Origin of the sequence: Sulfuricella sp. (assembly GCA_041651995.1) — a bacterium.
In the GTDB taxonomy this organism is placed as follows: Bacteria; Pseudomonadota; Gammaproteobacteria; order Burkholderiales; family Sulfuricellaceae; genus Sulfurimicrobium.
Map to the genome: position 1 here is coordinate 15,480 of JBAZID010000014.1, position 25,085 is coordinate 40,564.

Consider the following 25,085-nt stretch of genomic DNA (forward strand, 5'->3'; position numbering starts at 1 on the left):
GCGATCTTGGTTTTTTATGGACGGACCCAAGAGCAGAGTGCCAGGTATTGTGCAAGCTAAAGTTTTTTCTCCGTGCTCTCCGTGTCCTCCGTGGTTAATTGAGTTTTTTGAATGAACCAACACCCCCCCGCCATTTTTCTCATGGGCCCTACCGCCAGCGGCAAGACCGGGGTGGCGGTGGAGCTGGTGCAGCACCTGCCGGTGGAGATCATCAGCGTGGATTCGGCGCTGGTGTACCGCGACATGAATATCGGCACCGCCAAGCCCGATGCGGCCACGCTGGCCGTGGCCCCGCACCATCTGATCGACGTCATCGACCCGGCCCGGAGCTATTCGGCCGCGCAATTCCGCAGCGATGCGCTGCGCCTGATGGCGGAGATCACGGCGCGCGGCAACATACCCTTGCTGGTGGGTGGCACCATGCTGTATTTCAAGGCGCTGCGCGAGGGGCTGAACGATCTGCCGCAGGCCGACCCGGCGCTGCGCGCGGAGCTCGAAGCGCGCGCGCGGCAGGAGGGCTGGCCGGCCCTGCACCGGGAGCTGGCGCGCCTCGACCCGGAGACGGCGGCGCGACTGCAGCCAGCCGATGCGCAACGCATCCAGCGCGCGCTGGAAGTCTGTCTGCTCAGCGGCACGGCAATGTCAGAGCTGCTGGCGCACGAACCGCAGGCCGGACTGCCCTATCGCCTGCTGCAACTGGCATTGCTGCCGGGCGACCGGGCGGTGCTGCATGAGCGCATTGCCCAGCGCTTCGACGCCATGCTGCAGCAGGGTTTGCTCGGGGAGCTGGAATTTCTCAGGCAGCGCTATGTGCTGACGCCGGACCTGCCCTCCATGCGCTGCGTCGGCTACCGCCAGGCGTGGCAGCATCTGGAGGGCAAATGCAATGCCGCTGAACTGCGTGAGCTGGGGATCATCGCCACCCGCCAGCTGGCGAAGCGCCAGCTGACCTGGCTCAGGGGGATGGAAGGGGTGACGGAGTTCGATTGCCTGGCTGCTGATCTGGCAGGGCGGGTGCGCAGCCATATCTCAACTGTAATTTCCTGATAGCCGATTTACTTTAAGCCCGGCAGGCCCGGGCATGCGGTAACACACTGTTACAACCGGGTGCGTCAAGGAAATGTCTGCGCAACACCTGCTCTTCATCATGTCCGCATCAGGAACACGACCTGATCACGGCAATCTATCCAAACCAACAGGAGTCAATGATGAATAACAGAAAGTTTTTTTACAACGCGGCATTGGTTTTCGGTCTTGCTGCCTCTGGAGCCAGTTTTGCAGATGAAACTGTCACGGTAGATCCTTCCCGCATGACCCAACAGGAGCGCGAGGCTTATCGTGTTGAAAAGCAATCCAGCATGACTCAGCAGGAGCGCGAGGCCTATCGCACGGAGAAGCAGGCAAGCATGACGCCTGAGCAACGCGCCGAAATGCAGGCTTCCCATAGCCAGGGCGGTAGTGCCCAGGGACAAGGCACCATGGCGCGCGACGGTTCCGGAACGGGCGGACAATATGGCAAGGGCGGCGGCATGGGCGGGGGTCAAGGCGGTGGCCGGGGACGGCACTGATTATTAACCTGGCCCTTAAATATCCGGGGGTGCAGGAGGCCCGTCCCGGGCCGATCCAAGAGGCCAATCGCGGCCAACCTCCTTCCCAACCTTCCCCCTCAAGCGGGGGAAGGGGCGATCGTTTCCCCTCCCCTTTGCGGGAGGGGAGGGCTGGCGCCGCTCCTGCCCGCGAATTTAAGGCCGGGTTAATAACAGCTTCTGAGCTGACTGAAGGGTGAAGGGCTCCCCGGCGGCGAGGAGCCCTTTTTTTACCGGGTAAGCGTCAGCCGCGCCTCGGTGCCGCCGCCTTCGCGCGCCAGCAGCTCGATTTTCCAGCCATTGGCTTCCGCCAGCTGGCGGGCGATGGCGAGCCCCAGGCCGCTGCCGCCGGTGGTGACGCTGCGCGAGGATTCCAGGCGGTAGAAGGGGCGGAATACGCTTTCCAGTTGTTCGGGCGGGATGCCCGGCCCGCGGTCGAGCACCTGGATCACGCTGGCCTGGGGATGGCATTCGCAGATTAGCGTGATGGGTTTCCCCGCGCCATAGCGCACGGCATTGCCGACCAGGTTGCCGAGGATGCGGCGCAATGCCATGGGGCCGGCCGGGCGCAGGCACGCTGCCTGCGCTTGCCATTCCACCTCGGTGCCTTCATTCCTGGCGTGGTCCGCCAGTTCCTGCAGCAGCTGGCTGAGATCGATCTCCTGTTCCGCTTCCTTTTCCAGACCACGGCTGAGCGCCAGGAACTCGCCGATGAGGCGGTTCATTTCTTCCATGTCGCGGCGCAGCCGGTCGATGTTTTTCGGATCGCTGTCCTCGGGCAGCATTTCCAGCGCCAGGCGCATGCGCGCCAGCGGCGTGCGCAGGTCATGGGAAACGCCCGCCAGCAGGGTGGTACGGTTGGCCAGCAGTTCCTTGACCTGGAACGCCATGCGATTGAAGGTCCGGGCCAGGCTGGCGAGTTCTTCAGGGCCGGTTTCAGGCAGGCTTTCCGGGGTGTTGCCCTGGCCGATGCGCGTGGCTGCTTCGGAGAGCCGCGCCAGCGGACGGGTGATGCGCCGTGCCAGGATGACGGCAGTGATCAGGGTGAGCGCAACGGTCGCGGCCAGTATCAGCAACACGGCCAGTGGAGGGCGAATACCGAGGTGCTCCTTGGGAAAGCCGATGCGGAGCAGGTAACCACCGCTGGGGATCTCGACCCAGAACCACTGTTGTTCCCATTGCGTGGTCTTGACCTCGATCGCTTCTCCGGTGCGTGCTTCAAGCGCGTTCTCCAGCAACGCCAGATAGGGGAGGAAGTCATGGCTGACTTCCGGCAGGGGGGTGGTGGCACGGAACAGCCAGAGATTGTGGCGCTGAGCCAGCTCGATTTCGAAATCCTCGCGGGTCTGCGGCGGCAATTCCACCCAGGTCTGGGCGGATAACACCATGAGCGAGGCCAGGTCATCCGCGGAACGCTTGGCGATGGGTAGCATGACGTAATACGAGGCTGCGCCCAGGGAGATCAGCTGGAATACGATCAGGGCGGTGGCGACGGTGGCGGCTGTGCTGCGGAACAGGCTGCGGCGCTTGATCCAGGAAATGCCAGCGGGCATCAGGATGCCTTGCCCTGCGGGGAAAACAGATAACCTTCTCCCCATACAGTGCGGATATAGACCGGGGCAGCCGGGTCTTCCTCGATCTTGCGCCGCAGCCGCGTCACCCGGACATCGATGCTGCGGTCGAAGGGCGTGCGTTCGTAACCCTTGATCAGGTCCATCAGCAGATCCCGGCTCAGGACGCGGTTGGGATGCTCGACAAAAATCCGCAGCAGGTTGAACTCCCCGGAGGTGAGCGCAACTTCCTCTTCGTTGAGCGCCAACTGGTGGGCGTTGACGTCCAGCCGATAGGGGCCGAAGCTGAAAATTCCGCTGGCAGGTTCTTCGGCCTCGGGCTTGATGCCTTCCTTGCGCCGCAGCACGGCGCGGATGCGTGCCAGCAACTCGCGCGGATTGAAGGGCTTGGCGAGGTAATCGTCCGCGCCCACCTCCAGTCCGATAATGCGGTCGATATCCTCGCCACGCGCCGACAGCATGATGATGGGTTGAGCGCCCTGTGCTCGCAGCTTGCGTGCCAGGGTCAGGCCGTCTTCTCCCGGCAGCATCAGGTCCAGAATCACCAGGTCCGCGGGCTGTTGCGCCAGATGCAGCTCCATCGCGGTGCCATCGTTGACGGCGGCAACCTCGTAGCCCTGTTCCGTCAGATATTGCTGCAGCAGTTCGCGCAGGCCGGGGTCGTCATCAACGACCAGGATGTGCTCTTTAATGTTTTCCATGTCTGCACTATACAAAATCGTGGTGGGCTGCGCCATGCGTCTATGCACTCTGTAACACACTGTTACATTCCCATACCGGCACGAAATGATTTTGAAACGACCGGGGCTCATGATGCACAACATGCAACGAGCGACTTGAGTTAAATTCCGCCTGTGGCGGTTAATTCAACGGTGAGAGAGTAGATGACAAGCAAACAATTCATACGCATCAGCGCGATCAGCCTGGGGCTTCTGGATGCAGGCAGCGTGCTGGCGCAGGAGCGCCTGGCTCAAACACGGCAGGAAAAACAGCAGGCACGGCAGCAGGCAGGTCAGAAAGGCGAGGTTGATGCGGATGCTTTTCGTAATCGGGTACAAATGCGCATGCGCTCAATGAGCCAGGAAGAGCGCGCGCTTATGAACGATTTGAGTGTCAACGGGCAGCAACGTCTGGAGGCGGAGAATGCGGCCCAGAACGCGCAAGTCCGCGGGATGGAAGGCAGCCGCTTTGGCCGCGGCTATGAGGCCCGGCAGATACAAGAGAATCCGGCCGCTTCCGGCAGTTCGTCCATGAATGGTGCCGGCGCCGGCCCGGGAATGGGTGGGCGCGGAAGTGGTGGAAGTGGTGGTGGCGGCAGAGGCCGTTAATCCAGAAATTAATTTGTGTTGTTTTTTCAGGAGTAAAAAATGCGTAAATCTTCATTGATGGTTATTGTTCTTGCAACTGCCCTGGGTTCCAGTGGCGTCGCCTTTGCACGTGGTGGCGGTGGTGGTGGCGGCATGGGCGGCGGCATGGGTGGCGGCTCAAGCATGGGTGGCGGTCAGGGCATGTCTTCCCAGGGATCCCAGGCATCTTCCAGCCAGGAAAGGGAGCAGACCCGCACCCAGACCCGTACCCAGGAGCGCGTAAATGATGGTCAGGGCAGCATGAACCGGGATCAGACCCGCCAGCAAACTCGTCATCAGGTCCAGCTTCCCCAGTTGTAGTCAATCGTTCCGGGTTCTGTCCCGCTCAATCGCCCCCGGCTTCGGCCGGGGGTTTTTGTTTTGCGGGTTTTCTGACGGAGCCGCCCGAGTCCGCATTCATTGCCTCGATCGCTTCCTTTAGCGACTGGGCTGCGGCCTTGGGGTCCTTGTTGCTGAGGGTCATTTCTCCCGGGGCGGTGGTGACCGCTGCATTGGCGCCATCTGCTGTAGCCGCGGGCAGGTCGTCTTGCGGCGCTTCCTTTTTCAGCGCCTCGATTTGCGCCTGTAATTCTTCATTCTTTTTTCTGAGCGTTTCGACTTCGGCCTGCTCTGTTTCGGCCTGGTTTTCCGGCGGCTTGTCGTGGGCGGCGGCTGCCGGCCCGGCCGTTGCAGGTTCAGGGGAGGACAAAAATATTTTCCAGGCTGCAACCCCCAGCAGCAAGACCAGCAACCCGATTGCGCCGCCAATAATCAGGCGTTTTTTTGTGCGCATGGGGCGGATAGCCGGAGGCTCGCCGGTTTGGGTTTCCGGGCTGCCCTGCGCATTGGCGGGCTGATCTTTCGCTGCATCCTCCGCGCCGGGTGCGGGCGATTTTCCAAAGCGCCGGACAAGACCCGAAAATCCGGCTTTTACGCGGGCAAGCAGTCCCGTTTCCGGCTGCGCGCCAAGATCGGGCACTTCCATCGCAACGGTCTTGTCATCTTCTTCTTCCTGCGGACTGCCCGCACCCGCTTCATTTGATATGGGCGTTTTTTTGAAGCGTTGGCCCCGGCTTGCGAAGCCTGACTTTAGCCGGGTAAGCAGGCCCGGTTTTGCGGGCGCATCCAGATCGGGCTTTTCCCGGCTATCCGCGTCTTCTTCCAGGCGAGGTTTTTTCTTCCAGAACATCAGGTTCATTGGGCTTCCTCTTTACGCGTTACCCGAGCCGTGGCACTGCCATGGGCAAAAGTCATGGAAACTTCCTCATCCAGCGAGATCTCCGCACTGCTGCGCACGATGCCGCCGCTGCTTGTGCGCACCATGCTGAATCCCCGTTCCAGCACTGCTTCGGGATTAAGGTGCTGCAGATTGGCGGCGAGGCGTTGCAGGTTGGCCTGATGGCCTTGCAGCCCCGATTCCATGCTGCGCTCCAGGCGCTGCCTGATGTGGAGCAGCCGGGTTTCGATATCCTGTGTTGCAGGTGCAGCTGCCGCGAGCCGGCTGGCGAGGCGTTGCACGCGCCACTCATGCTGTTCCAGCTGGCGCGGGACGGCTTGCCTGAGGCGTTGTGCCAGATGCCCCAGGTGTTGTTGCTGGTTCAGGATGCGCGTGCCGGGGTGGAGCAGACGGCGCGCCAGATAATCAACCCGCTGCATGCGTTGTTCCAGGCCCCGCGTGGTCTGGCGCGCCAGTCCGGACTTCAGCATGTCGAGGCGTTGCAGCAGGTCGGCGCGGTGAGGCGTGGCCAGCTCTGCCGCGGCTGTCGGTGTAGGGGCGCGCCGGTCGGCGGTGAAATCCGCAATGGTGATGTCGGTTTCATGACCCACCCCGCAGATGATGGGGATTTTGCATGTGGCGATGGCACGTGCCACGACTTCTTCGTTGAATGCCCATAAATCCTCGATACTGCCGCCGCCCCGGCACAGGATCAGTACATCGCATTCCTTGCGCTGCCCTGCCAGCTGGATGGCTGCGGCAATTTTCTGTGCCGCGCCTTCGCCCTGTACCGGAACCGGGTAGATCAGCGCGGGGATACCCGGCATGCGCCGCCGCAGAGTGGTGAGTACATCGCGCAGGGCAGCGGCAGCAGGGGAGGTGATGATGCCGATTTGTTGCGGAAAGGCGGGCAGGGTTTGTTTCTGTTCCTGATCGAACAGGCCTTCCAGGCTTAATCTGGATTTCAGTTTTTCGAATGCCGCGAACAGCGCACCCAGCCCGGCGCGGCGCATGGATTCGACGCCCAGCTGGAATTCACCGCGTGCTTCATACAGCGTCACCAGCGCACGGACTTCCACCTGCATGCCGTTTTCCGGCTTGAAATCCGTGTACTGGCTCTTGTGCCGGAACATGGCGCAGCGGACTTGCGCCTGTCCGTCCTTGAGGGTGAAATACCAGTGCCCGGAAGTGGCGCGGGTGAAGTTGGATATTTCACCCGCCACCCACATCAGGGGAAAGGTCTGTTCCAGTACGGCTTTGGCGTGGCGATTGAGCTCACCGACGGTGAGAACTGTCTGATCCATGGGTCTTAAAAAAGTCATGGACGAATTCTAAACTAATCCACAATGGTAAAAAAACTTTCATCCAGGCCGTGAGCTTGTCAATGGTTTATTGTGATTTAATTAAGTACTTGATAAATAATGATAAAAACATTGGTGCAAATTTTGGGCAGAATGGAAAATTTGTTATGCGGAAGGGAGTTAAGGTGGTTATGGACAAACCATGCACATAGTTATCCACAGTTTCTGTGGACAACACGATAACTGCCTGATTCGCTACATGGAGTTATGATGCAAGCGGTACGCCGCTATTTTTTTAAGGGGCTTGCCGGAAAAAATTTTCTTCCCGGAGCGAAGCGGCGAAGCAATCTGTAACGGGTTGATTGTCCAAAAACGAGATTGCTTCGCTACGCCATGACCGGGCTGTGGAATAAATCAGCGTCTCTATTAGCTTATGCCCTTATCTTTCAGCCGTGCTTTCAGATCGGCGAATGGATTGAAGGTTGCCCCGGATGCGGTATCCGGATTCCGCCCGCGCACTTCCTCATCCATCACGCGGGAATGTTCATTGTCGTGGCAATACAGGCAGAGCAGTTCCCAGTTGCTGCCATCCGCCGGGTTATTGTCGTGATTGTGGTCTTTGTGGTGCACCGTCAGCTCGCGTAAGCGCGCCCCTGCAAACTCACGGCCACAACGGCCGCAAATCCACGGAAATAATTTGAGCGCTTGCCCGCGATAAGTGGCTTCACGCTCGCTGCCATGGCGACGCGCCTCGGCAACGATACGGTCAAGTCTTGCGTGATCGGGGGTGACAGGTTTGGTCATGGTGGAATGGCAGAACGATTGATGGCGTAACTATAGCAGTAATTGCAAATGCGGCTTGCGCGGCTCGGGTCAGGTGCCATAGCGTGCTTCCACCTGGATGCCGATTTTCTTGAGCATGGGAGTGGGCAGCTCACCGCCTGCACAGACGATGATCGCCTGGTTTGGCAGTTCGATTATCTCTTCCCCTTTCTTCAGCCTGACCAGATCGGGGGTGATTTCCCTGACGCTGGATTCGAGAATCACCTGAATGCGCTGCCTGTCGATGGCCTGTTCGAGCCGGTCGCGATTTTTCGGTTTGACCCGGCTGAAGGCATCGCTCCGGTAGGATAAGGTGACCGTGGTGCCAGGCTGATCGCTGACATCCAGAGCGGCTTCCAGCGCACTATCCCCGCCGCCGACCACCAGTACGTGCTGCTGGCTGTACTGTTCCGCTTCGATCAGGCGGTAAACAACTTTGGGGTGTTCTTCGCCCTTGGCGCCCAGCTTGCGTGGTGTGCCGCGCCGGCCGATGGCGAGCAGGATATTGGCGGTACGGTAGCTTCCCTTGCTGGTCTTGAGCACGAATATGCCGTCTTCCTGCGTGATTTCATCCATTCGTTCGCTGAAGCGGATATCCAGCCTGGTTTTGTCCAGTATGTCACGCCAGATTTCCATCAATGCTTCCTTGCTGACCTCGCGCACCTTGATTTCGCCGACCAGGGGGAGGTTCATCGGCGCGGTCATCACCAGCTTGTTACGCGGATAGTGGTAGGTCGTGCCGCCGAGTGAGTCTTCCTGCTCGATGGTGATATAGCGCAAATTGCTCTGCTTGGCGGCGAGCGAGGCGGAGATGCCAGCCGGCCCGGCGCCAACGATGACGACGTCAAAATCGGCACGGCCCCTGGCACGGCCTGCGATGGTGCCGATGGCCTGGGTGCCCTGCTTCACGGCGTTGCGGATCAGCCCCATGCCCCCCAGCTCACCCGCGATGAACAGGCCAGGCACGTTGGTTTCGAATTCAGGTGTGACGTGAGGGATTTCCATGCCACGCTTGGCTGTGCCGAAAACCAGCTTGATCGCGCCGACCGGGCATGATGCAGCGCAGGCGCCATGGCCGATGCAGTGCGTCGGGTTAACCAGTAGTCCCTTGCCGTTGATGATGCCCATGGCGCTTTCCGGGCAGGCCTTCGCACAGGAACCCGAGCCTATGCATATGGAGGTATCAACAACCGGGTGCAGCGAGGGAGGCTCGGTCAGGCCGGATGCCACGGACTCCTTCAGTATTTCGGCATGACGGCAGGAGCGTTTCCGGTGCGTGCGCATATGCAGCGTGACCGCGGCCAGGGCGAACAGGGCTGGAACCAGGTAAAAGGAAAAATCGGACATGGACGAGAGGGGTGTAAAATTGATATTAATCATATTAATTGCCAATTTTCCGGATCGTGCAAGTATAAAATGACAAAATGTTAACTTTCCCGCACTTTCTATGACCATAAAATCGTGGCACGTTTTTTTATGGTCAACCCGATGAACTCAGTTTCCATGGTGTTACAAAATAAACCAGGTGCAGACGGTTTGCTACTGTGGGTGTGGCGCCTGTCGGTCGTATTGCTGGCCCTGCTGGTGCTTGGCCTGGCTTGGCTGGTGGCTTCTGGCAGCCTTTTCGAGGCGGGCTCGGAGATTGGTTATAACCTTGGTTTGGCAGGTGGCTTGATGATTCTGAGCCTTCTGTTTTATCCCTTGCGCAAGCGCTTTCGTGCGCTGGGGGGCCTGGGGCGAATGGAATCCTGGTTCCGTTACCATATGTTCATGGGTATCGGCGGTCCTGTGCTTATCCTGTTTCATTCCACATTCAAGACCGGTTCGATGAACGCAAGCGTTGCATTGTTTGCGATGCTGCTCGTTGCCTTGAGCGGCGTGGTGGGGCGTTTTGTCTATCGCCACATCCACCGGGGGATGTATGGCAGAGAGATGACCCTGGTAGAGCTTGAGGCCGAGATGAAGATGCGGCAGGAGAGTATCGGCTCGGTTTTTTCACTGCAACCGGACATCGAAAAAGAGCTCAAGACGTTTCACCAGCTGGCTTTTGCCAAACTTGACAGCGTGCCGCAACGTCTCTGGCGTTTCATGACTTTGCGCTACAAAGGCAAAAGGCTGGCGCGCAAAATCCGCCACGATGCCAAAAAAGCACTGGTTTCCGAGGCCAGAAACCAGAACTGGCCCCATGCCCAAATCACGCTCAATTACAGGCTGGCCCGCCGGCAGATTGATGATTATGTCTATGCCATTATCCGGCTTGCCCAGTTGTCCAGCTGGGAAAGGCTGTTCTCGCTCTGGCATATTGCCCATGTTCCCTTCATTTACCTGCTGTTCATCAGCGGGGTCGTGCATGTCATTGCGGTTCATCTTTACTAGCCTGTTGCTGGTTCTGGCCTGCTTTGCGGGAGCCGCCTCCGCCGAGTCTTTCGAAAAGGCCTTGATGCCGGGCGAGGTAATCCAAGGCCACTTCAAATATGAGCTGGACTGCAACAAGTGTCACCAGAGCTTTGACAAGGCTGCGCAGCCACGCCTGTGCGCCGAGTGCCACAAGGAAATTGCCGCCGATCTCAGCAGCAAGACCCGAATGCACGGTAGGCTGGAAGACAAGGTTTGCCGCAACTGCCATACCGAGCACAAGGGACGTAATGCGAGGATAGCCGTGCTCGACAAAGACCGGTTCGACCACGGACGTACCGATTTTCCGCTCAAGGGGGCGCACCGGGACGCCAGGCTCAAGTGTGCCGGCTGCCACGTTGCCAAGGCCAGGTTTCGTGATGCTCCCAGGCTGTGCAACGATTGCCACCGGAAGGACGATCAGGAAAACGGGCACAAGGGTGGCCTCGGCAAGCAGTGCGAGAACTGCCATGACGAGAAATCGTGGAAGGACGCGCGTTTCGATCATGAAAAGACAAAGTTTCCCCTGGCTGGCGGCAAGCATGCCGATGCCAAGTGTTCTGGCTGTCACGCCGATAAAACCTACAAAAACACACCGCTGGACTGTAACGTCTGCCACAAGAAGGACGACCAGGAAAAGGGGCATAAGGGGAACTACGGCGCCAAGTGCGAAAGCTGCCATAACGACAAGGACTGGAAGGAACTGCGTTTCAAACACGATACGGATACCCGCTATGTCTTGCGCGGCAAGCATGTCCAGGTCAAGTGCAACAGCTGCCATGTGCCGGAGAAAGGGCTGCTGTACAAACAGAAACTGCCGGAAAAGTGCATTGCCTGCCACAAGAAGGATGAGCAGGAAAAAGGCCACCGGGGCGGCCTGGGGGAGAAGTGCGAAAGCTGCCACAACGAGCGTGGCTGGAAAAATTCGAACTTCAATCATGACGACACGCATTTCCTGTTGCGCGACAAGCACAAGGAAGCCAAGTGCGACACCTGTCACAAGGGCGGTGTGTCAGGCCCGAACGCCAGGTTAAAGATGGAGAAGGCGTGTGTTGCCTGTCACCGCAAGGATGATCAGGAGAAGGGCCACAAGGGCCGTTATGGCAACAAATGCGAGAGCTGCCATAACGAGAAGAACTGGAAGGGCAGCCTCTTCGACCACGACCGCGACACCAAATACAAGCTGAAGAACAAGCATAAGGAAGCCCGATGCGATGCCTGCCACCTGCCGGAGAAGGGGGCGCTCTACCAGCAGCATAAGCTGGAGAGCCGGTGTATCGCCTGCCACGGCAAGGATGACAAGCACAAAAACCAGCTCGGCAATAAGTGTGAAACCTGCCACAACGAAAAACGTTGGCAAGATGCCCCTTATGACCACAATAAATCACGTTTTCCGCTGACCGGGAGCCATCCCGGGGTGGAGTGCAAGAAATGCCATCAAACGCCTGCATTCCACGATGCGCCGTCTACCTGCGCTGCTTGTCATGAGAAAGATGACAAACACAATCGCCTCTTTGGCGCCAGGTGCGAATCTTGTCATTACACCGGCACCTGGAAATCCTGGGATTTTGATCATGGAACCACGCGCTTCGTGCTGGATGGGCGGCATGTCAAAGCGGCCTGTCACGACTGCCACAAGGAATCCACGCGCAACCAGAGCAAGCCGGGCAGGGCATGTATCAGTTGCCACCTGAAGGATGATTTGCACAATGGCGGCTTCAGTGGCCAATGTGAACGCTGCCACGTGACGAGTGACTGGAAGAAGGTACGGAAATGAAACGCTGGCGAGCCGCCTGAACTTAAACCCTGATCATCACAGGGAGAATGAGGACCTTGTTATAAAGATTAAGCAAAGTTAATGAGTGTTGGTTGATAAATGTCATAGTATCTCGACAAATTTGAAGGCGTAACTCATGTCATTTGCTGGCAGTCGAGGATAACCCCAACCATGAAGAGTCCTATGTCTAGCCGGAAAAAGAGTTTTCACGCTCTGCTAAAATACTTGACCCCGGCGCTCCTTTTTTTGCTGGCCGCGGTCTTTTCCGGTCTGACGGCGGCTGAAACTCCGGTCCCCGGCGGCCTGTCATTCAATCACAACACCACTGGTTTCTTTCTGGATGGCGCCCACGCCAAGGTGAGCTGCGAATCCTGCCACACTCAGGGGCTGTTCCGCGGCACGCCCCGCGACTGTGCCACCTGCCACCGTGCCGGCGGCCAGGCGCCAGGAAAAACGGCAACGCATGTCCCGACCTCATCGGCCTGCGACACCTGTCACGGAAATGTCAGTTGGTCTCCCAGCAGTTTTCAGCACCGGATAACCCAGGGAGTCGGGCGGGGCGCCTGCAATACTTGCCATAACGGCGGTACTGTCGCGGGTAAGCCCGCCACGCATGTGCAGACCAGATCTTCCTGCGATTCGTGCCATAAGACATCGTCCTGGCTGCCCGCTGGATATACGCATGCGCTGGTTGTTCCCGGCACCTGCGGCTCCTGTCATAATGGAACTCGCGCCGCAGGCAAGCCAGCCTCCCATATTCCTACCTCGGCTTCCTGTGATTCCTGCCATGCCGCCGGGGTTTCTTTTGCGCCGGTCTCTGTTGGCGTGAGCGGAATGCACGCCAATATGCGGGGCCCTGTTGCTGCCGGGAATTGCTCTGCGTGCCATGGCGGTTCTTTTCTTACCCAGAATGCACAGTCAAAACCCTCAACGCATGTCGCCACAACGGCCCAATGCGATAGCTGCCACAAGTCAACGACCTCATGGGCTACCGCGGCCAAGCCCGACCATGCAACGATCGCGCCATCTGTCGCTGGCCGTTGTTCAGACTGCCACAACAGTGTCAGCGCACTCGGAAAACCCACCAACCACATTCCAACAGCGAAGCAATGCGATAGCTGTCACACCAATTTCTCGGCTTTCAAGCCGGTTCAAATGAACCACATCGGCACGGTTGGACAGTGTTCAAGCTGCCATAACGGGTCCTATAACTTTGCCAATGCGCAAGCGAAGCCCAATATTCATGTCCCCACCACGGCGCAGTGCGATACCTGCCACGGAAGTGGCTTCGTAACCTGGTCTCCGGCCACCATGGATCATACGGGCATGGCGGGAAAGTGCTCGACCTGCCACAGCGGTGTTTTCATTTCACAGAATGCGCAGAACAAACCGGCAACTCATATCGGCACAGCCGCCCAGTGCGATACCTGCCATAGTTCCACGTCCTCCTGGGCGACGGCTGTTTTCAATCATGCGGCAGCTACACCTGCGGTAACAGGCCGCTGTGCCAGCTGCCACAACAGTGTCTCGGCGCTTGGCAAGCCGTCATCCCATATTCCAACCGGGGCGCAGTGCGACAGTTGCCACGCCAACTTCACTTCATTCAAGCCGGCACAGATGAGCCATAACGGTCTGGCAGGCCAGTGCTCGACCTGCCACAACGGTTCGTATCTCTTTGCCAACGCACTGACGCGCCCGATCAATCATATTCCCAGCATCGCCCAGTGCGATACCTGCCACGTGAGCGGTTTCGTCAACTGGAGCCCCGCGACCATGAACCACAGCGGGCTGACCGGCCTGTGCTCGTCCTGCCACAGCGGCGCCTATCTTGCCCAGAATGCCCAGATGAAGCCGGTGTCGCATGTCAGCACCACAGGCCAGTGCGATAGCTGCCATAACTCCACGATTTCCTGGGCAACGGCTGTTTACGCGCACGATGCCAGCGCTAACGGCAACTGTTCTTCCTGCCACAACGGCTCAACGGCACTAGGCAAGCCAACAAACCACATCCCCACCAGCGCACAGTGCGACAGTTGTCATGCCGGCTTCTCGGCCTTCAGGCCGGCGCGGATGAGCCATGCAGGAACGTCAGGCCAGTGTTCCAGCTGCCATAGCGGCGGCCATGTGTTCGCAAATGCCCTGGGCAAGCCGATCAACCACATTCCGACTATCTCCCAGTGTGACACCTGCCACAGCGGAGGCTTTGTGGCCTGGACGCCTTCAGTGATGAGTCATGCCGGTCTCCAGGGGGCGTGCTCAAATTGCCATGGCGGCGCCTTCGTTGCCCAGAATGCGCAGATGAAGACCCCGGCCCATATTCCAACCACGGCCCAATGCGATACCTGCCACAATTCAACGGTCAGCTGGGCGACCGGCACTTTCAATCATGCGACCGCTTCGCCCGCAGTGCCGGGCCGATGCTCGGCTTGCCACAACGGCACGTCTGCCCTGGGCAAGCCGACCAATCACATTCCGACAACAGCTCAGTGCGACAGTTGTCACAGCAACACCACCGCCTTCGCGCCGGCTGCCATGAACCACGGCAGCACCACCGGACCCGTCTCTGCCGGAAATTGCTCCAGTTGCCATAGTGGAACCTATGCGGCAGTCAACGCCCAGGCCAAAACGCCCACCCACCTGACGACCACGGCTCAATGCGATACCTGCCACAAGTCAACAATCACATGGGCTGGCGCTTCTTACACCCACAACGCCACGGCAACCGGCAACTGCGCCAGCTGCCACAACGGATCGACAGTGCTTGGCAAACCGGCCACACATATTCCCACTAACACCCAGTGCGATGCCTGCCATACGAATTTCAGCGCATTCCGGCCGGCAAGGATGAATCACACCGGCTTGGCCGGCCAGTGCTCAAGCTGTCACACTGGATCCTATGCTGCCGTGAATGCACTGAGCAAACCGGCGACACACATCCCGACTGCCGCACAGTGCGATGTCTGTCACGTAAATGGCTTTCTCGCTTTCACGCCCGGTGTCATGAATCATGCCGGCACGAACTCTCCAGTCGCGGCAGGTAACTGCGCTACCTGCCACAACGGTGCCTATCTGGCGCAAAACGCCCAGGTAAAAACGCCGACTCATCTGGCAACATCAGCCCAGTGCGACACCTGCCATAATTCGACTGTCAGCTGGGCGACCGCCACTTTTAATCATGCCGTGGCAACCCCGCCGGTTGCCGGCCGTTGCACCAGTTGCCACAATGGCACCCATGCCCTGGGCAAGCCGACCAACCATATCCCCACTGCGGCCCAGTGCGACACCTGTCATACCGGTTTTGTCGCCTTTGCGCCCGGGCATATGAACCATGGCGGCACAAGCGGCCCCGTAGCAGCCGGCAATTGCGCCACTTGCCACAGTGGAACCTATGTTGCAATCAACGCACAAGCCAAGACCGCGACACATATTCCAACCACGCAGGCTTGCGATAGCTGCCACACCACGGTGGCCTGGAAGCCCACCAGTTATGCGCACCAGGGCGTGGCCGCCGGCACCTGTGCAAGCTGCCATAACGGGACGGCTGCCCTCGGCAAGCCTGCTGCTCACTTGCCGACCAGTGCTTCCTGCAATGTGTGCCACAGCAACTACAACGCCTTTGCTCCGGCCCTGATGAACCATGCCGGATCAACAGGTCCGCTCACAACCGGAAACTGTTCGACTTGTCATTCAGGGGCTTACCTGTCGATTAATGCTCAGGTCAAACCCGCGACTCACGTTGGCACCACGGCACAATGCGACACTTGCCACAAATCCACTTCAAGCTGGGCCACTGCCACCTATACCCACGATGCCGCCGCCACCGGGCGGTGTTCAAGCTGTCACAATGGAACGACAGCGCTTGGCAAACCGACAAACCATATTCCAACTTCCGCACAGTGCGAAACTTGCCACAAGAATTACACCGCTTTTGCCCCGGCGGCCATGAACCATGCCGGGACTACGGGGCCGGTTGCGTCTGCCAGTTGTTCGACTTGCCACAACGGCAGTTATATCGCTGTCAATGCGCTTGCCAAACCGGCAACGCATATTCCGACGACTTCTCAGTGCGACACCTGCCACACTCGCGGCTACGCGGCCTGGTCGCCGTCCGTGATGAGCCATGCGGGGCTGGCTGGCCAGTGCTCCACATGCCATAGCGGTGCCTACGTTGCCCAGAACGCGCAGGCCAAGACGCCGACTCATATTCTGACGACCGCCCAGTGCGATACCTGCCACAATTCGACCGTAAGCTGGGCGACAGCCACTTTCAATCACGCCACCGTGAGCCCGCCCGCCACCAACCGCTGTTCGAGCTGCCATAACGGAAGCAATGCCCTTGGTAAACCCTCCCTCCATATTCCCTCTACGGCGCAATGTGACACGTGCCACAAGAATTACACGACTTTCGCTCCTGCCATAATGAGCCACAGCAGCACCACGGGCCCGGTCGCAACCGGCAACTGCGCGACCTGCCACAACGGCGCTTACGTTGCCGTCAATGCCCAGGCCAAGAACGCCACGCATATTTCCACCACTCAATCCTGCGACACGTGCCATACGACAAGCGCCTGGAGGCCCACCAGTTTTGCCCATGCCGGGGTTGTGGCCGGCTCCTGCGCCACCTGTCACAACAACGTCAATGCAAGCGGCAAATCGACTCCGCATATCCCGACGGCCCAGTCCTGCGACTCCTGCCACCGCACCGGGCTTTCGTGGTTGCCGCTCAAAACGCCGTACTCGCATGCGGGTGTTCCCACTACCGGTTGCAGCAGCTGTCATAGCAGCGCTTATCCCAATATCGACGCAAAGCCCGCCAACCACCTGCCGACCACGGCTGCATGCGAATCCTGCCACCACAGTTTCTCCACCTGGCTGCCGACGACCTTCAATCATGCCGGTGTGGTTGCCGGGACCTGCCAGACCTGCCATGGCGGCACCTACACCAATATCATGGTGAAGCCGTCCAACCACATTCCGACTATCAGCCCTGCGGGAATGCCGGGCAACGAGTGCTCCCTGTGTCACAGCAGCACTGCGTCCTTTGGCGTGGAAAGGATGAACCACGGCAGCATGCAGACCTCCTGCATTACTTGCCATGATGCGTCCGCCACCTACCTGGGGAGCATGGAAAAAGAAGCCCGCACGTCGAATCACCATGGCGTGAACGCAGTCGGGAAGGATTGCTCGTCGAGCGGTTGCCACAAACCGCTGGGCTCTAAAGGCAGCACTTACATCAAATGGGATTGATGCCGTTACAAGCATTTTTTGGGATAGGCGGGTTTGGAAATCAACTGAATCCACACAGGAGAAATGCGGGACGATCTGGAGCTCGAAGTGCTGAACATGACTTTATTTAAATACCCTGATTTCTTTATCCGCTACTTTCCGGCAGTGATTTTATTGCTGGTTTGTTCTGTGGCGAATGCCGAGCTTATCGACCACATCGACGTCACGCCGAGCGAGAGCGAGGCCGCTGTCGTTATCCATTTTTCACAGAAAATTCTTTACCTGAGGCACATCCCCCTGCACGATGGAAAGAACCTGCGCATTTTCATTCGCCTGGTTGATACCAACCTGCTTGAAAGCGATTTGCGGCAGGAAATTGTCAAATCCCCCAGAACAGACCGCGTACCCGATATTTCGGTGCTTTACCCCGAGCTGACCAACGGGATGCTGGTCACTTTTTCACAGGCAACCCAATTCTCGGTGCGCCCCGGACCGGACGGCCAAAGCATCATCATCAAGGTGCCGCTGTTGCCGGCTGTTAAACCGCGCCCTGCCGAAATGCCGCCGCCAGTGAAGCCAGTGGAGAATGCCGTCAAGGCCCCGCCCGCTACCGCAACGCCGGCGCCGGCAACAGTGAGCAAGCCAGTGGAAGAGGCTGCTCAAGCCGCCAGGGAAGTACCGGAAACACAGATTTTGCCGCCACCCGCGCTTTCTTCCGAAGAGGTTGAAACGCGTGCAAAGGCTTATCTAAATGAGGCTCGCCGTGCAATGGCGGCAAAAGATCCAGCCACGGCGGTCAATCGTTTGAATCGTGTTCTGGGAATGCCCGGGAGTAGCCAGACGGAGGCTGCCCAGGCCTTGATCGGCGAGGTTCGGGAGATGAACGGAGAGATACTGAAAGCCCGCGCTGAATATGAGTTGTATCTCAAATTGTTTCCTGCCGGGCCGAATGCCACGCGGGTCCGGGAACGCGTGGCCGCACTGCCGAAAGACGCCGCGGTGGCGAGGGCCAGGCCGAGACAGCTGCCGAAAGAGGCGGGGCCGGCAGAATGGACTTTTAACGGCAGCGTTTCCTCCTACTACTACACGGGGAAATCACAGATCGAAACATTGGTGCCGCCACCACCGGGACAACTGACCTTCAATCGCGAAACCCTGTCCATGGTGGACCAGGATTCCATGATTACTTCGGTCAATCTCAATGCACGCCGCCGCGATGCTTTCACCGATACGCGTATCGTTGTCCGGGGCACTGACAACCACAATTACCTCTCTCCTTCGCGCAGTTACACCAGATTGTATTCAGCTTATCTTGACCATACTGACCGGCACCTTGGTTATTCCCTGCGTCTGGGCAGGATGAACCCGAATGGCATGGGCGTAATGGATCGCTTTGATGGCCTGCAGGCGGGCTACAACCTGAATCCGCAATGGCGGGTCAATGCGGTATATGGTGATGCGGTTGAATTCAATTCTCCGTTCAAAAAGACTTTTTATGGCGGCAGCGTGGATCTGCTGCCGCAAATTGGTCTGCCGGGGTTCAGCGTTTACGCGATAGATCAGACGCTGGATGGTCTTGCCAACCGCCGCGCAGTTGGCTCCGAAGTGCGCTATTTTGATGGGCGCGCAACCGCTTACGGCATGCTTGATTATGATGTCTTGTACAAGGGAATCAATATCTTCCTGCTACAGGGCAACTATCTGAGCGAGGGAGGGGATAATTATTTTTTTGTGGTTGATCACCGCCGGGCGCCTTCCTACAGTCTGACCAATGCCTTGCCAGCCTCGCCGGGGATGTCATTGCAGGAGATGGTTGCGCTGCAAGGCATTGATCAGGTTCGTTCCCAGGCCAGTGCCTTGACCGCCATGTCTGACATGCTTTCCATAGGCGTGACCCACCCTTTGACGGAGAACTGGCAAGTTGGCGCCGATTACCGGATGTCTTCAATCTCCAGCACGCAACCCGTGGTAGCCGTACTCCCCCTGGCGGTGATCGGCACCTGTCTTGGCACGATCGACCCGGTGAATAATACCTGTGTGATCGACACCGCTTCACAGCAGGGGTCGGGCAAGAATCATGTCGTGACTTTTCAGGCCGTGGGCACCAATCTGTTTTTCAGCAATGCAGTGGGCGTCGGGAACCTCAGTCTGATTCAAGCGCCAACCTACACCGGACAGGTGCTATCGCTTGGCTACACGCTTCCCTTCTGGGAAAAGTGGCGGGTGGATGCCAACTTGCGCTACTACACCCAGAAAGATGACAGCGGAGACAAACAGGATCGGATGTCCCCGAGTCTGAAGCTCGCCTATCAGTGGCGCAACAGCCTTTATCTGGAAGGAGAAGTGGGCCGTGAAGTGTCCAACTCATCAGGGCCAACCCGCAACGATTCCAGCAGGCGTGACTACATGTACATGGGCGTGCGCTGGGATATTCATTGAGGATGGCAGTGCCTGATTTTCATCCGAAGTGTTTCCATCGCCCGCTGTGCTGTTTCCGGTTTTTGCCGGCAATATTCCTTGCCGCAATTGCCGGAAAAACCTAACCGGAGAATTCATCTTGGCCGTATCTACCATGGCAGTCCTTACTGTTTCAGTTCTTGTTTTGCTTGGCATCAGCGGTGTTCTGCTTTTCTGGCGTAATAATCAGGAGGTCAAAATCAGCGCCGCGCTGAGGGATCTGCTGCTGGAACAGGCGGCTGGCAAGATTGACGGCGCGGAATTCGCGCGCCGTCAGGCCGCTCTCCACGCTTCACTTCTGGAGCCGCCGAAAAAGAGCATGTTGCCTGATCGACGCCAGCTGCGCTGGGGAATCCCCCTGGCGATCGGCATTATTGTTGTGCCTCCGGTGGTTCTGTATGCCTTGGCCGGCAAACCCAAAGAGGCCGAAATTTCTCATTCTCAAACTGTTTTATCCGGGCTGCGCGCACCAGACTCCAGGCCGCAGCTACAGCAGAATCCGCAGGCGAACTCGGGAGGCGACCTTCATATGGCAGTCAAGCGCCTGGCAGATAAAATGGCCAAGGACCCAGGTAATGGTGAGGGCTGGCTTCTGCTTGCGCGTACTTATGGCGAACTGCGGCAGCACAAGGAGGCAACGAGCGCCTATGCCAAGGCAGCGGCCATTCTGCCTCCCAATGCCGCGATCCTTGCCGAGTGGGTTGATGCGCGCGTGTTGGCTAATGAACGTAGATGGGATGATGAATCTCGCGACATCGTGAAGCGAGCGCTGGAGGCGGATCCGAAGCATCTGAAAGCCTTGGCACTCGCGGGCAGCGAGGCATTCGACCGTGCCGATTACAAACAGGCGGTAATTTCCTGGAAACGGATGCAGGCAGCAGCTCCAGTTGGTTCAACGGAGGTAAAACTGGCTGAGATGAATATTCAAGAGGCCAACGCCATGCTCGCGGGAAAGAAACCCAACTAGCCTTAATGGCTATGCCGGCAAATTGGGCCACGGCGTGAGGGTGGGTGCGTAGGGATGAAGATAAATCTTCAAACCCCAGACTACTGACAAAGCCCCCGATCGGGGGCTTTGTCATGCCTGAAATGTGTTATGATGATAGCATTTAAATTAAAGATCATCGAAAAGTCCGTCAAAAAATCCTTTCGTCTTGGTCTTGGCAAGCAATCCAAGGCCGCTTTGCTCGGGTTGATAACCCATTAGGGCTTGCGTAAGACCGAATAGCTTTGTCTGGTAGTGCTATGATTGCCATACACAATGGAGGGTCATGGCGCATCTATAGCGCGGCCCAATACAAGATTTTGGAGTCTGTGACGTGGCCAGCCGCCATGCTGGGCTCCAGCAGGTCTGATCACCAGGCATTACCCATAGGAAAACGGATGGCGAAGAAGGCCGCAAAGAATACCGATAGCTCTGCAAACCTCGGCTTCGAGGCCAAACTCTGGCTCGCTGCCGACAAGCTCCGAAACAACATGGACGCGGCGGAGTACAAGCACGTCGTCCTTGGCCTCATCTTTATCAAATACATCTCCGACGCCTTCGAGGAAATGCGCGCCAAGCTGCTTGAGGGCAAAGGCGACTACGAAGGCGCCGACCCCGAGGACGCTGACGAATACAAAGCCGAAAACGTTTTCTGGGTGCCCAAGGAGGCGCGCTGGTCCGAGCTTCAAGCTGCGGCCAAGCAGCCCACCATTGGCAAGGTCGTGGACGACGCCATGGTCGCCCTCGAACGCGACAACCCTCGCCTCAAAGGTGTGCTCCCGAAAGATTACGCCCGCCCCGCGCTCGACAAGCACCGCCTCGGCGAACTCATCGACCTCATCGGCACCATCACGCTTATCGCCACCGCCACAGAGGGCGAGGATGCCAAATCCCACCGCTCGGTTGATCTGCTAGGCCGTGTTTACGAATACTTCCTCACCCGCTTCGCCAGTGCAGAAGGCAAGAACGGCGGCCAGTTCTATACCCCCAGTTGCGTCGTCCGCACTATCGTCGAAATGCTCGCCCCTTACAAAGGTCGTGTCTACGACCCCGCCTGCGGTTCCGGGGGGATGTTCGTCCAGTCGGAAAAATTTGTCGTTGAACACGGTGGGCGCATCGGTGACCTCAGTATCTATGGCCAGGAGAGCAATGCTACCACCCGCCGCCTGGCGATCATGAACCTCGCCATTCGCGGCATCGAAGCCGACTTTGGCCCCGAGCAGGCCGATACCTTCCGGCGCGACCTGCACAAAGACCTCAAGGCCCAGTTCGTCATTGCAAACCCGCCCTTCAACGACTCTGACTGGCATCGCGCGGATGACGACGTGCGCTGGCAATATGGCGTGCCGCCCAAGGGCAACGCCAACTTCGCCTGGGTGCAGCACTTTATTCACCACTTGGCGCCAGATGGATTCGCCGGTTTTGTGCTGGCCAACGGCAGCCTATCCTCCAACCAGTCCGGCGAAGGCGACATCCGCCGCGCTATCATTGAGGCAGATCTCGTGGACTGCATTGTCGCCCTCCCAGGCCAGCTCTTCTACACAACGCCAATTGCGGTCTGCATCTGGTTCTTGACGAAAAATAAGCGCACAGGGAAAACAACTGACCGTCGCAGACAAACTCTCTTCATCGATGCCCGTGGAATGGGGCATATCGAGGACCGTAAATATCGCGTCCTTTCCGATGAGGAAATCGCACGCATCACGCACACCTACCATAGTTGGTGTGGGAAAGCCGATGCCGAACCCTATGTTGACGCTCCCGGTTTCTGCGCGTCTGCGACCACTGAAGACATCGCACGCCACGACTTTAAGCTCACCCCAGGTCCATACGTAGGTGCTGAGGAAATCGCAATTGACGATGTGCCATTCGAGGAAAAGATGGACGCGCTGTGCGCGGACTTAACTGCTCAACTCAAAGGCTGTGCGGAGCTCGACTTGAAGGTCCGCACCGTTCTGAAATCCATTGGCTACGATGTCTGACAGAACAACAGTCCAAGCTGTAACGATTGGAGCCCTTACTTTTGAGAGCAAAGTTCGCGCTGACGCCATTTCGGAAGAGGGACTTCGTGTTTACGGAGTCGATCGCACAGACGGGCTGACCCCCGACGCAAAATACACTTCAAAAAACTTGGGACGTTACAAGGTGTTGCATCCCGGCATGTTCGCTTACAATCCGATGCGTCTGAACATCGGATCGATTGCTTACTGCACTGACAAGCATGTGGTGGGACTGGTTAGCCCAGATTACGTCGTGTTCGGCTGCAAGCCCGGCATTCTTGACCCTGACTTCTTTAGCTACGCCATCAAAGGGCCTGAGTGGCGTCAGTGGACTACCGCAGCGGGTGTAGGTTCTGTCCGTGTTCGTATCTACTTCCGCGAGCTGGCGAAGATGCCAATCACCATGCCGCCATTCTCTGAACAAAAAGTCATCGCGCACATCCTCGGCACACTGGACGACAAGATCGAGTTGAACCGGCGGATGAACGCGACGCTAGAGGCGATGGCTCGGGCGCTGTTCCAGAGTTGGTTCGTGGATTTCGACCCCGTTCGTGCCAAACTCGATGGCCTCAAACCTGTCGGCCTCGACGCCGATACCGCCGCACTCTTCCCCATCCACTTCCAAGAATCGCCGCTCGGCCACATCCCGCAGGGATGGGAGGTTTGCCCGCTTGCCAACAAGATCGAACTCCTCAGCGGCGGCACCCCAAAGACGACAGAACCTGATTACTGGGACGGTGACATCCCGTGGTTTTCCGTGAAGGACGCACCGACAGAAACGGATGTCTGGGTAATTCACACCGAGAAGAGTGTCACCAAGCTTGGCATCAGCAACAGTGCGGCACAAATCTTTCCAGAAAAGACCACGATCATTACCGCACGCGGTACGGTCGGGAAGCTCGCCCTCACCGGCACACCGATGGCGATGAATCAATCTTGCTATGGCGTGCGTGGTATCACAGGTTACGGCGACTACTTCACCTACTACTCGCTCCGCGCCGCCACAGCTCAACTCCAACAGCGAACGCACGGTACCGTCTTCGACACGATCACGCGCCAAACTTTTGAGACACTCGACTGCATTTTCCCGCCGCCAAAACTCACCGTCGCTTTCGATATTGCTGTCGAGCCGATACTCGAACAAATCCGCGCTAACCTCCACCAATCCCGCACCCTTGCCACTATTCGCGATGCGTTGCTGCCCAGGCTGCTGAGCGGGGAGTTGAGAGTGGTCGTTGGTGCAGAAGAAGAAAGTGTAGTCGCATGAGCGAGCACACAAGTAACTTTGGGCTTCCAAAAAACATTGAGCACTATCTGGCCGCCCTGTCCAAACTTTACGCTCAGGACGGGAAGCGGCAGCTTCAGGAAATTATCGTTAATGCGCAGATAAGAGTTCATGAAGAATGGGATTACGACAACTGGAATGGGGGCACTTACGGGCATGCACTCTTTCTCTCAGTTCCTGAACGGTTATTTTTGGATTCTATAAAGCATAAGGACGACATCGAGAAAAAAATTACGGACGATCTGAATAAGCTCCACAATTTTCAAAATGAACACATTTCGGTGGTATTCCTCGAAATGGAGGCAGTAGAAGATCACGAATGGCGGAAAGATTCAGGTTTGCTGGTGGCCGGGAAACGGGTCGTTCCTCCCGACGCGACCAAGCGCATTTGGGGAGATGTTGGTTTTCGTGTGTTTTTGAGTCACAAGTCTGAGGTGAAGAAGGAAACCGCCGCCCTAAAAGATGGGTTGCGGTTGTTCGGCATTTCATGCTTTGTCGCCCACGAGGATATTCACCCGACGAAAGCATGGCAGGATGAGATCGAAAATGCCCTCGCCAGCATGGATGGATTCGTGGCGCTCATGACTGAAGGTTTTCACGACAGTAATTGGACAGATCAAGAGGTCGGCTATGCGGTTGCAAAAGGAGTGCCAATCATCGCAGTGCGATTAGGCAAAGATCCTTACGGATTCATCGGGAAGTTCCAAGCGCTCTCCAGCTCGTGGCAGTCATCTGTCGAAGATATTGTGAAGATTTTGATCAAAAACGACCAGATATTAGGTTCCTATATTCAGGCGCTTCGCAATTGCCCAAGCTGGGATTCTGGTAACTCACTGGCAAGAGTCTTGCCGGGTATCGAAAAGCTTACTGTGTCGCAAATCGACGCACTGGTTGCTGCGTACAACGAAACCAGTGAGCTGCGCGGCAGCTTTGGCTTCAATGGCACGAAACCGAATGTGTATGGGCCGGGCTTGGTGTCATATCTCAATCGGCTTGGCAGCAGGCAGTTCAAGTATTCGAGTAACTGGCTTATTGAATTGGACAGATGAAGCTCAACGAATCGATAGAAAAAAACGCTGCCCTAAGCGGGGAACTGAGCATGGCGATGGCAACTTGTAA

18 protein-coding genes are annotated in these 25,085 nt (G+C 57.8%); 12 read left to right on the plus strand and 6 right to left on the minus strand.

The features are described 5' to 3' along the window. Positions 1–111: 111 nt before the first annotated feature. The gene (gene miaA / locus WC392_13495) at positions 112–1,047 is read left to right on the plus strand and encodes a tRNA (adenosine(37)-N6)-dimethylallyltransferase MiaA (protein MFA5243379.1); all 936 of its coding nucleotides are present in this window, start codon (positions 112–114) and stop codon (positions 1,045–1,047) included. Between the two features lie 158 nt (positions 1,048–1,205). Next, positions 1,206–1,568, plus strand: coding sequence for a hypothetical protein (locus WC392_13500; GenBank protein ID MFA5243380.1), 363 nt, complete (start codon positions 1,206–1,208; stop codon positions 1,566–1,568). A gap of 248 nt (positions 1,569–1,816) precedes the next feature. On the opposite strand, the gene WC392_13505 is transcribed toward WC392_13500, so the two are convergent. After that, on the minus strand, positions 1,817–3,139 hold the full coding sequence (locus tag WC392_13505; GenBank protein MFA5243381.1) for an ATP-binding protein: 1,323 nt from the start codon (positions 3,137–3,139) through the stop codon (positions 1,817–1,819). Continuing rightward, positions 3,139–3,858, minus strand: coding sequence for a response regulator (locus WC392_13510; protein MFA5243382.1), 720 nt, complete (start codon positions 3,856–3,858; stop codon positions 3,139–3,141). Before WC392_13510 ends, WC392_13505 begins: the two co-directional genes overlap by 1 nt. A 183-nt stretch (positions 3,859–4,041) precedes the next feature. On the opposite strand from WC392_13510, the gene WC392_13515 reads away from it, so the two are divergent. Next, complete coding sequence (locus WC392_13515; protein ID MFA5243383.1) at positions 4,042–4,485, plus strand: hypothetical protein; 444 nt, start codon at positions 4,042–4,044, stop codon at positions 4,483–4,485. 39 nt (positions 4,486–4,524) lie between these two features. Then, complete coding sequence (locus WC392_13520) at positions 4,525–4,824, plus strand: hypothetical protein (protein MFA5243384.1); 300 nt, start codon at positions 4,525–4,527, stop codon at positions 4,822–4,824. Positions 4,825–4,849: 25 nt separating this feature from the next. Here WC392_13520 and WC392_13525 read toward each other — a convergent pair whose 3' ends face one another. The 4 genes from WC392_13525 to WC392_13540 all read right to left on the minus strand — a co-directional run bounded on the left by WC392_13525 (position 4,850) and on the right by WC392_13540 (position 9,222). Next, entirely contained in the window at positions 4,850–5,701 is an 852-nt protein-coding gene (locus WC392_13525) for a hypothetical protein (GenBank protein MFA5243385.1), read from the minus strand. Further along, positions 5,698–7,023, minus strand: coding sequence for an exodeoxyribonuclease VII large subunit (xseA, locus tag WC392_13530; GenBank protein MFA5243386.1), 1,326 nt, complete (start codon positions 7,021–7,023; stop codon positions 5,698–5,700). The genes WC392_13525 and xseA overlap by 4 nt, the downstream gene beginning before the upstream one ends. A gap of 423 nt (positions 7,024–7,446) precedes the next feature. Then, positions 7,447–7,824 (minus strand): YajD family HNH nuclease, encoded by a 378-nt coding sequence (locus WC392_13535; protein MFA5243387.1) that lies wholly within the window; start codon positions 7,822–7,824, stop codon positions 7,447–7,449. 69 nt (positions 7,825–7,893) lie between these two features. Further along, on the minus strand, positions 7,894–9,222 hold the full coding sequence (locus WC392_13540; GenBank protein MFA5243388.1) for an NAD(P)-binding domain-containing protein: 1,329 nt from the start codon (positions 9,220–9,222) through the stop codon (positions 7,894–7,896). Between the two features lie 123 nt (positions 9,223–9,345). Between WC392_13540 and WC392_13545 the strand changes: the two genes are divergently transcribed. The 8 genes from WC392_13545 (at position 9,346) to WC392_13580 (ending at position 25,015) form a co-directional block, all read left to right on the plus strand. After that, complete coding sequence (locus tag WC392_13545; GenBank protein ID MFA5243389.1) at positions 9,346–10,218, plus strand: hypothetical protein; 873 nt, start codon at positions 9,346–9,348, stop codon at positions 10,216–10,218. Next, positions 10,193–12,013 (plus strand): cytochrome c3 family protein, encoded by a 1,821-nt coding sequence (locus WC392_13550; GenBank protein MFA5243390.1) that lies wholly within the window; start codon positions 10,193–10,195, stop codon positions 12,011–12,013. The genes WC392_13545 and WC392_13550 overlap by 26 nt, the downstream gene beginning before the upstream one ends. A gap of 225 nt (positions 12,014–12,238) precedes the next feature. Continuing rightward, entirely contained in the window at positions 12,239–17,260 is a 5,022-nt protein-coding gene (locus tag WC392_13555) for a cytochrome c3 family protein (GenBank protein MFA5243391.1), read from the plus strand. A 63-nt stretch (positions 17,261–17,323) separates the two neighbouring features. Then, a complete protein-coding gene (locus WC392_13560; protein ID MFA5243392.1) occupies positions 17,324–19,678 on the plus strand; it encodes a hypothetical protein in 2,355 nt (784 codons plus the stop codon). A gap of 118 nt (positions 19,679–19,796) precedes the next feature. After that, the gene (locus WC392_13565; GenBank protein MFA5243393.1) at positions 19,797–20,663 is read left to right on the plus strand and encodes a hypothetical protein; all 867 of its coding nucleotides are present in this window, start codon (positions 19,797–19,799) and stop codon (positions 20,661–20,663) included. Positions 20,664–21,079: 416 nt separating this feature from the next. Then, positions 21,080–22,663, plus strand: a complete 1,584-nt coding sequence (locus WC392_13570; protein MFA5243394.1) for a class I SAM-dependent DNA methyltransferase — start codon at positions 21,080–21,082, stop codon at positions 22,661–22,663. Further along, complete coding sequence (locus WC392_13575) at positions 22,656–23,948, plus strand: restriction endonuclease subunit S (GenBank protein MFA5243395.1); 1,293 nt, start codon at positions 22,656–22,658, stop codon at positions 23,946–23,948. The genes WC392_13570 and WC392_13575 overlap by 8 nt, the downstream gene beginning before the upstream one ends. Then, positions 23,945–25,015 carry a toll/interleukin-1 receptor domain-containing protein gene (locus tag WC392_13580; protein MFA5243396.1) on the plus strand — a complete coding sequence of 357 codons (1,071 nt, stop codon included), beginning with the start codon at positions 23,945–23,947 and terminating at the stop codon, positions 25,013–25,015. The genes WC392_13575 and WC392_13580 overlap by 4 nt, the downstream gene beginning before the upstream one ends. The last annotated feature ends 70 nt before the right edge of the window (positions 25,016–25,085 follow it).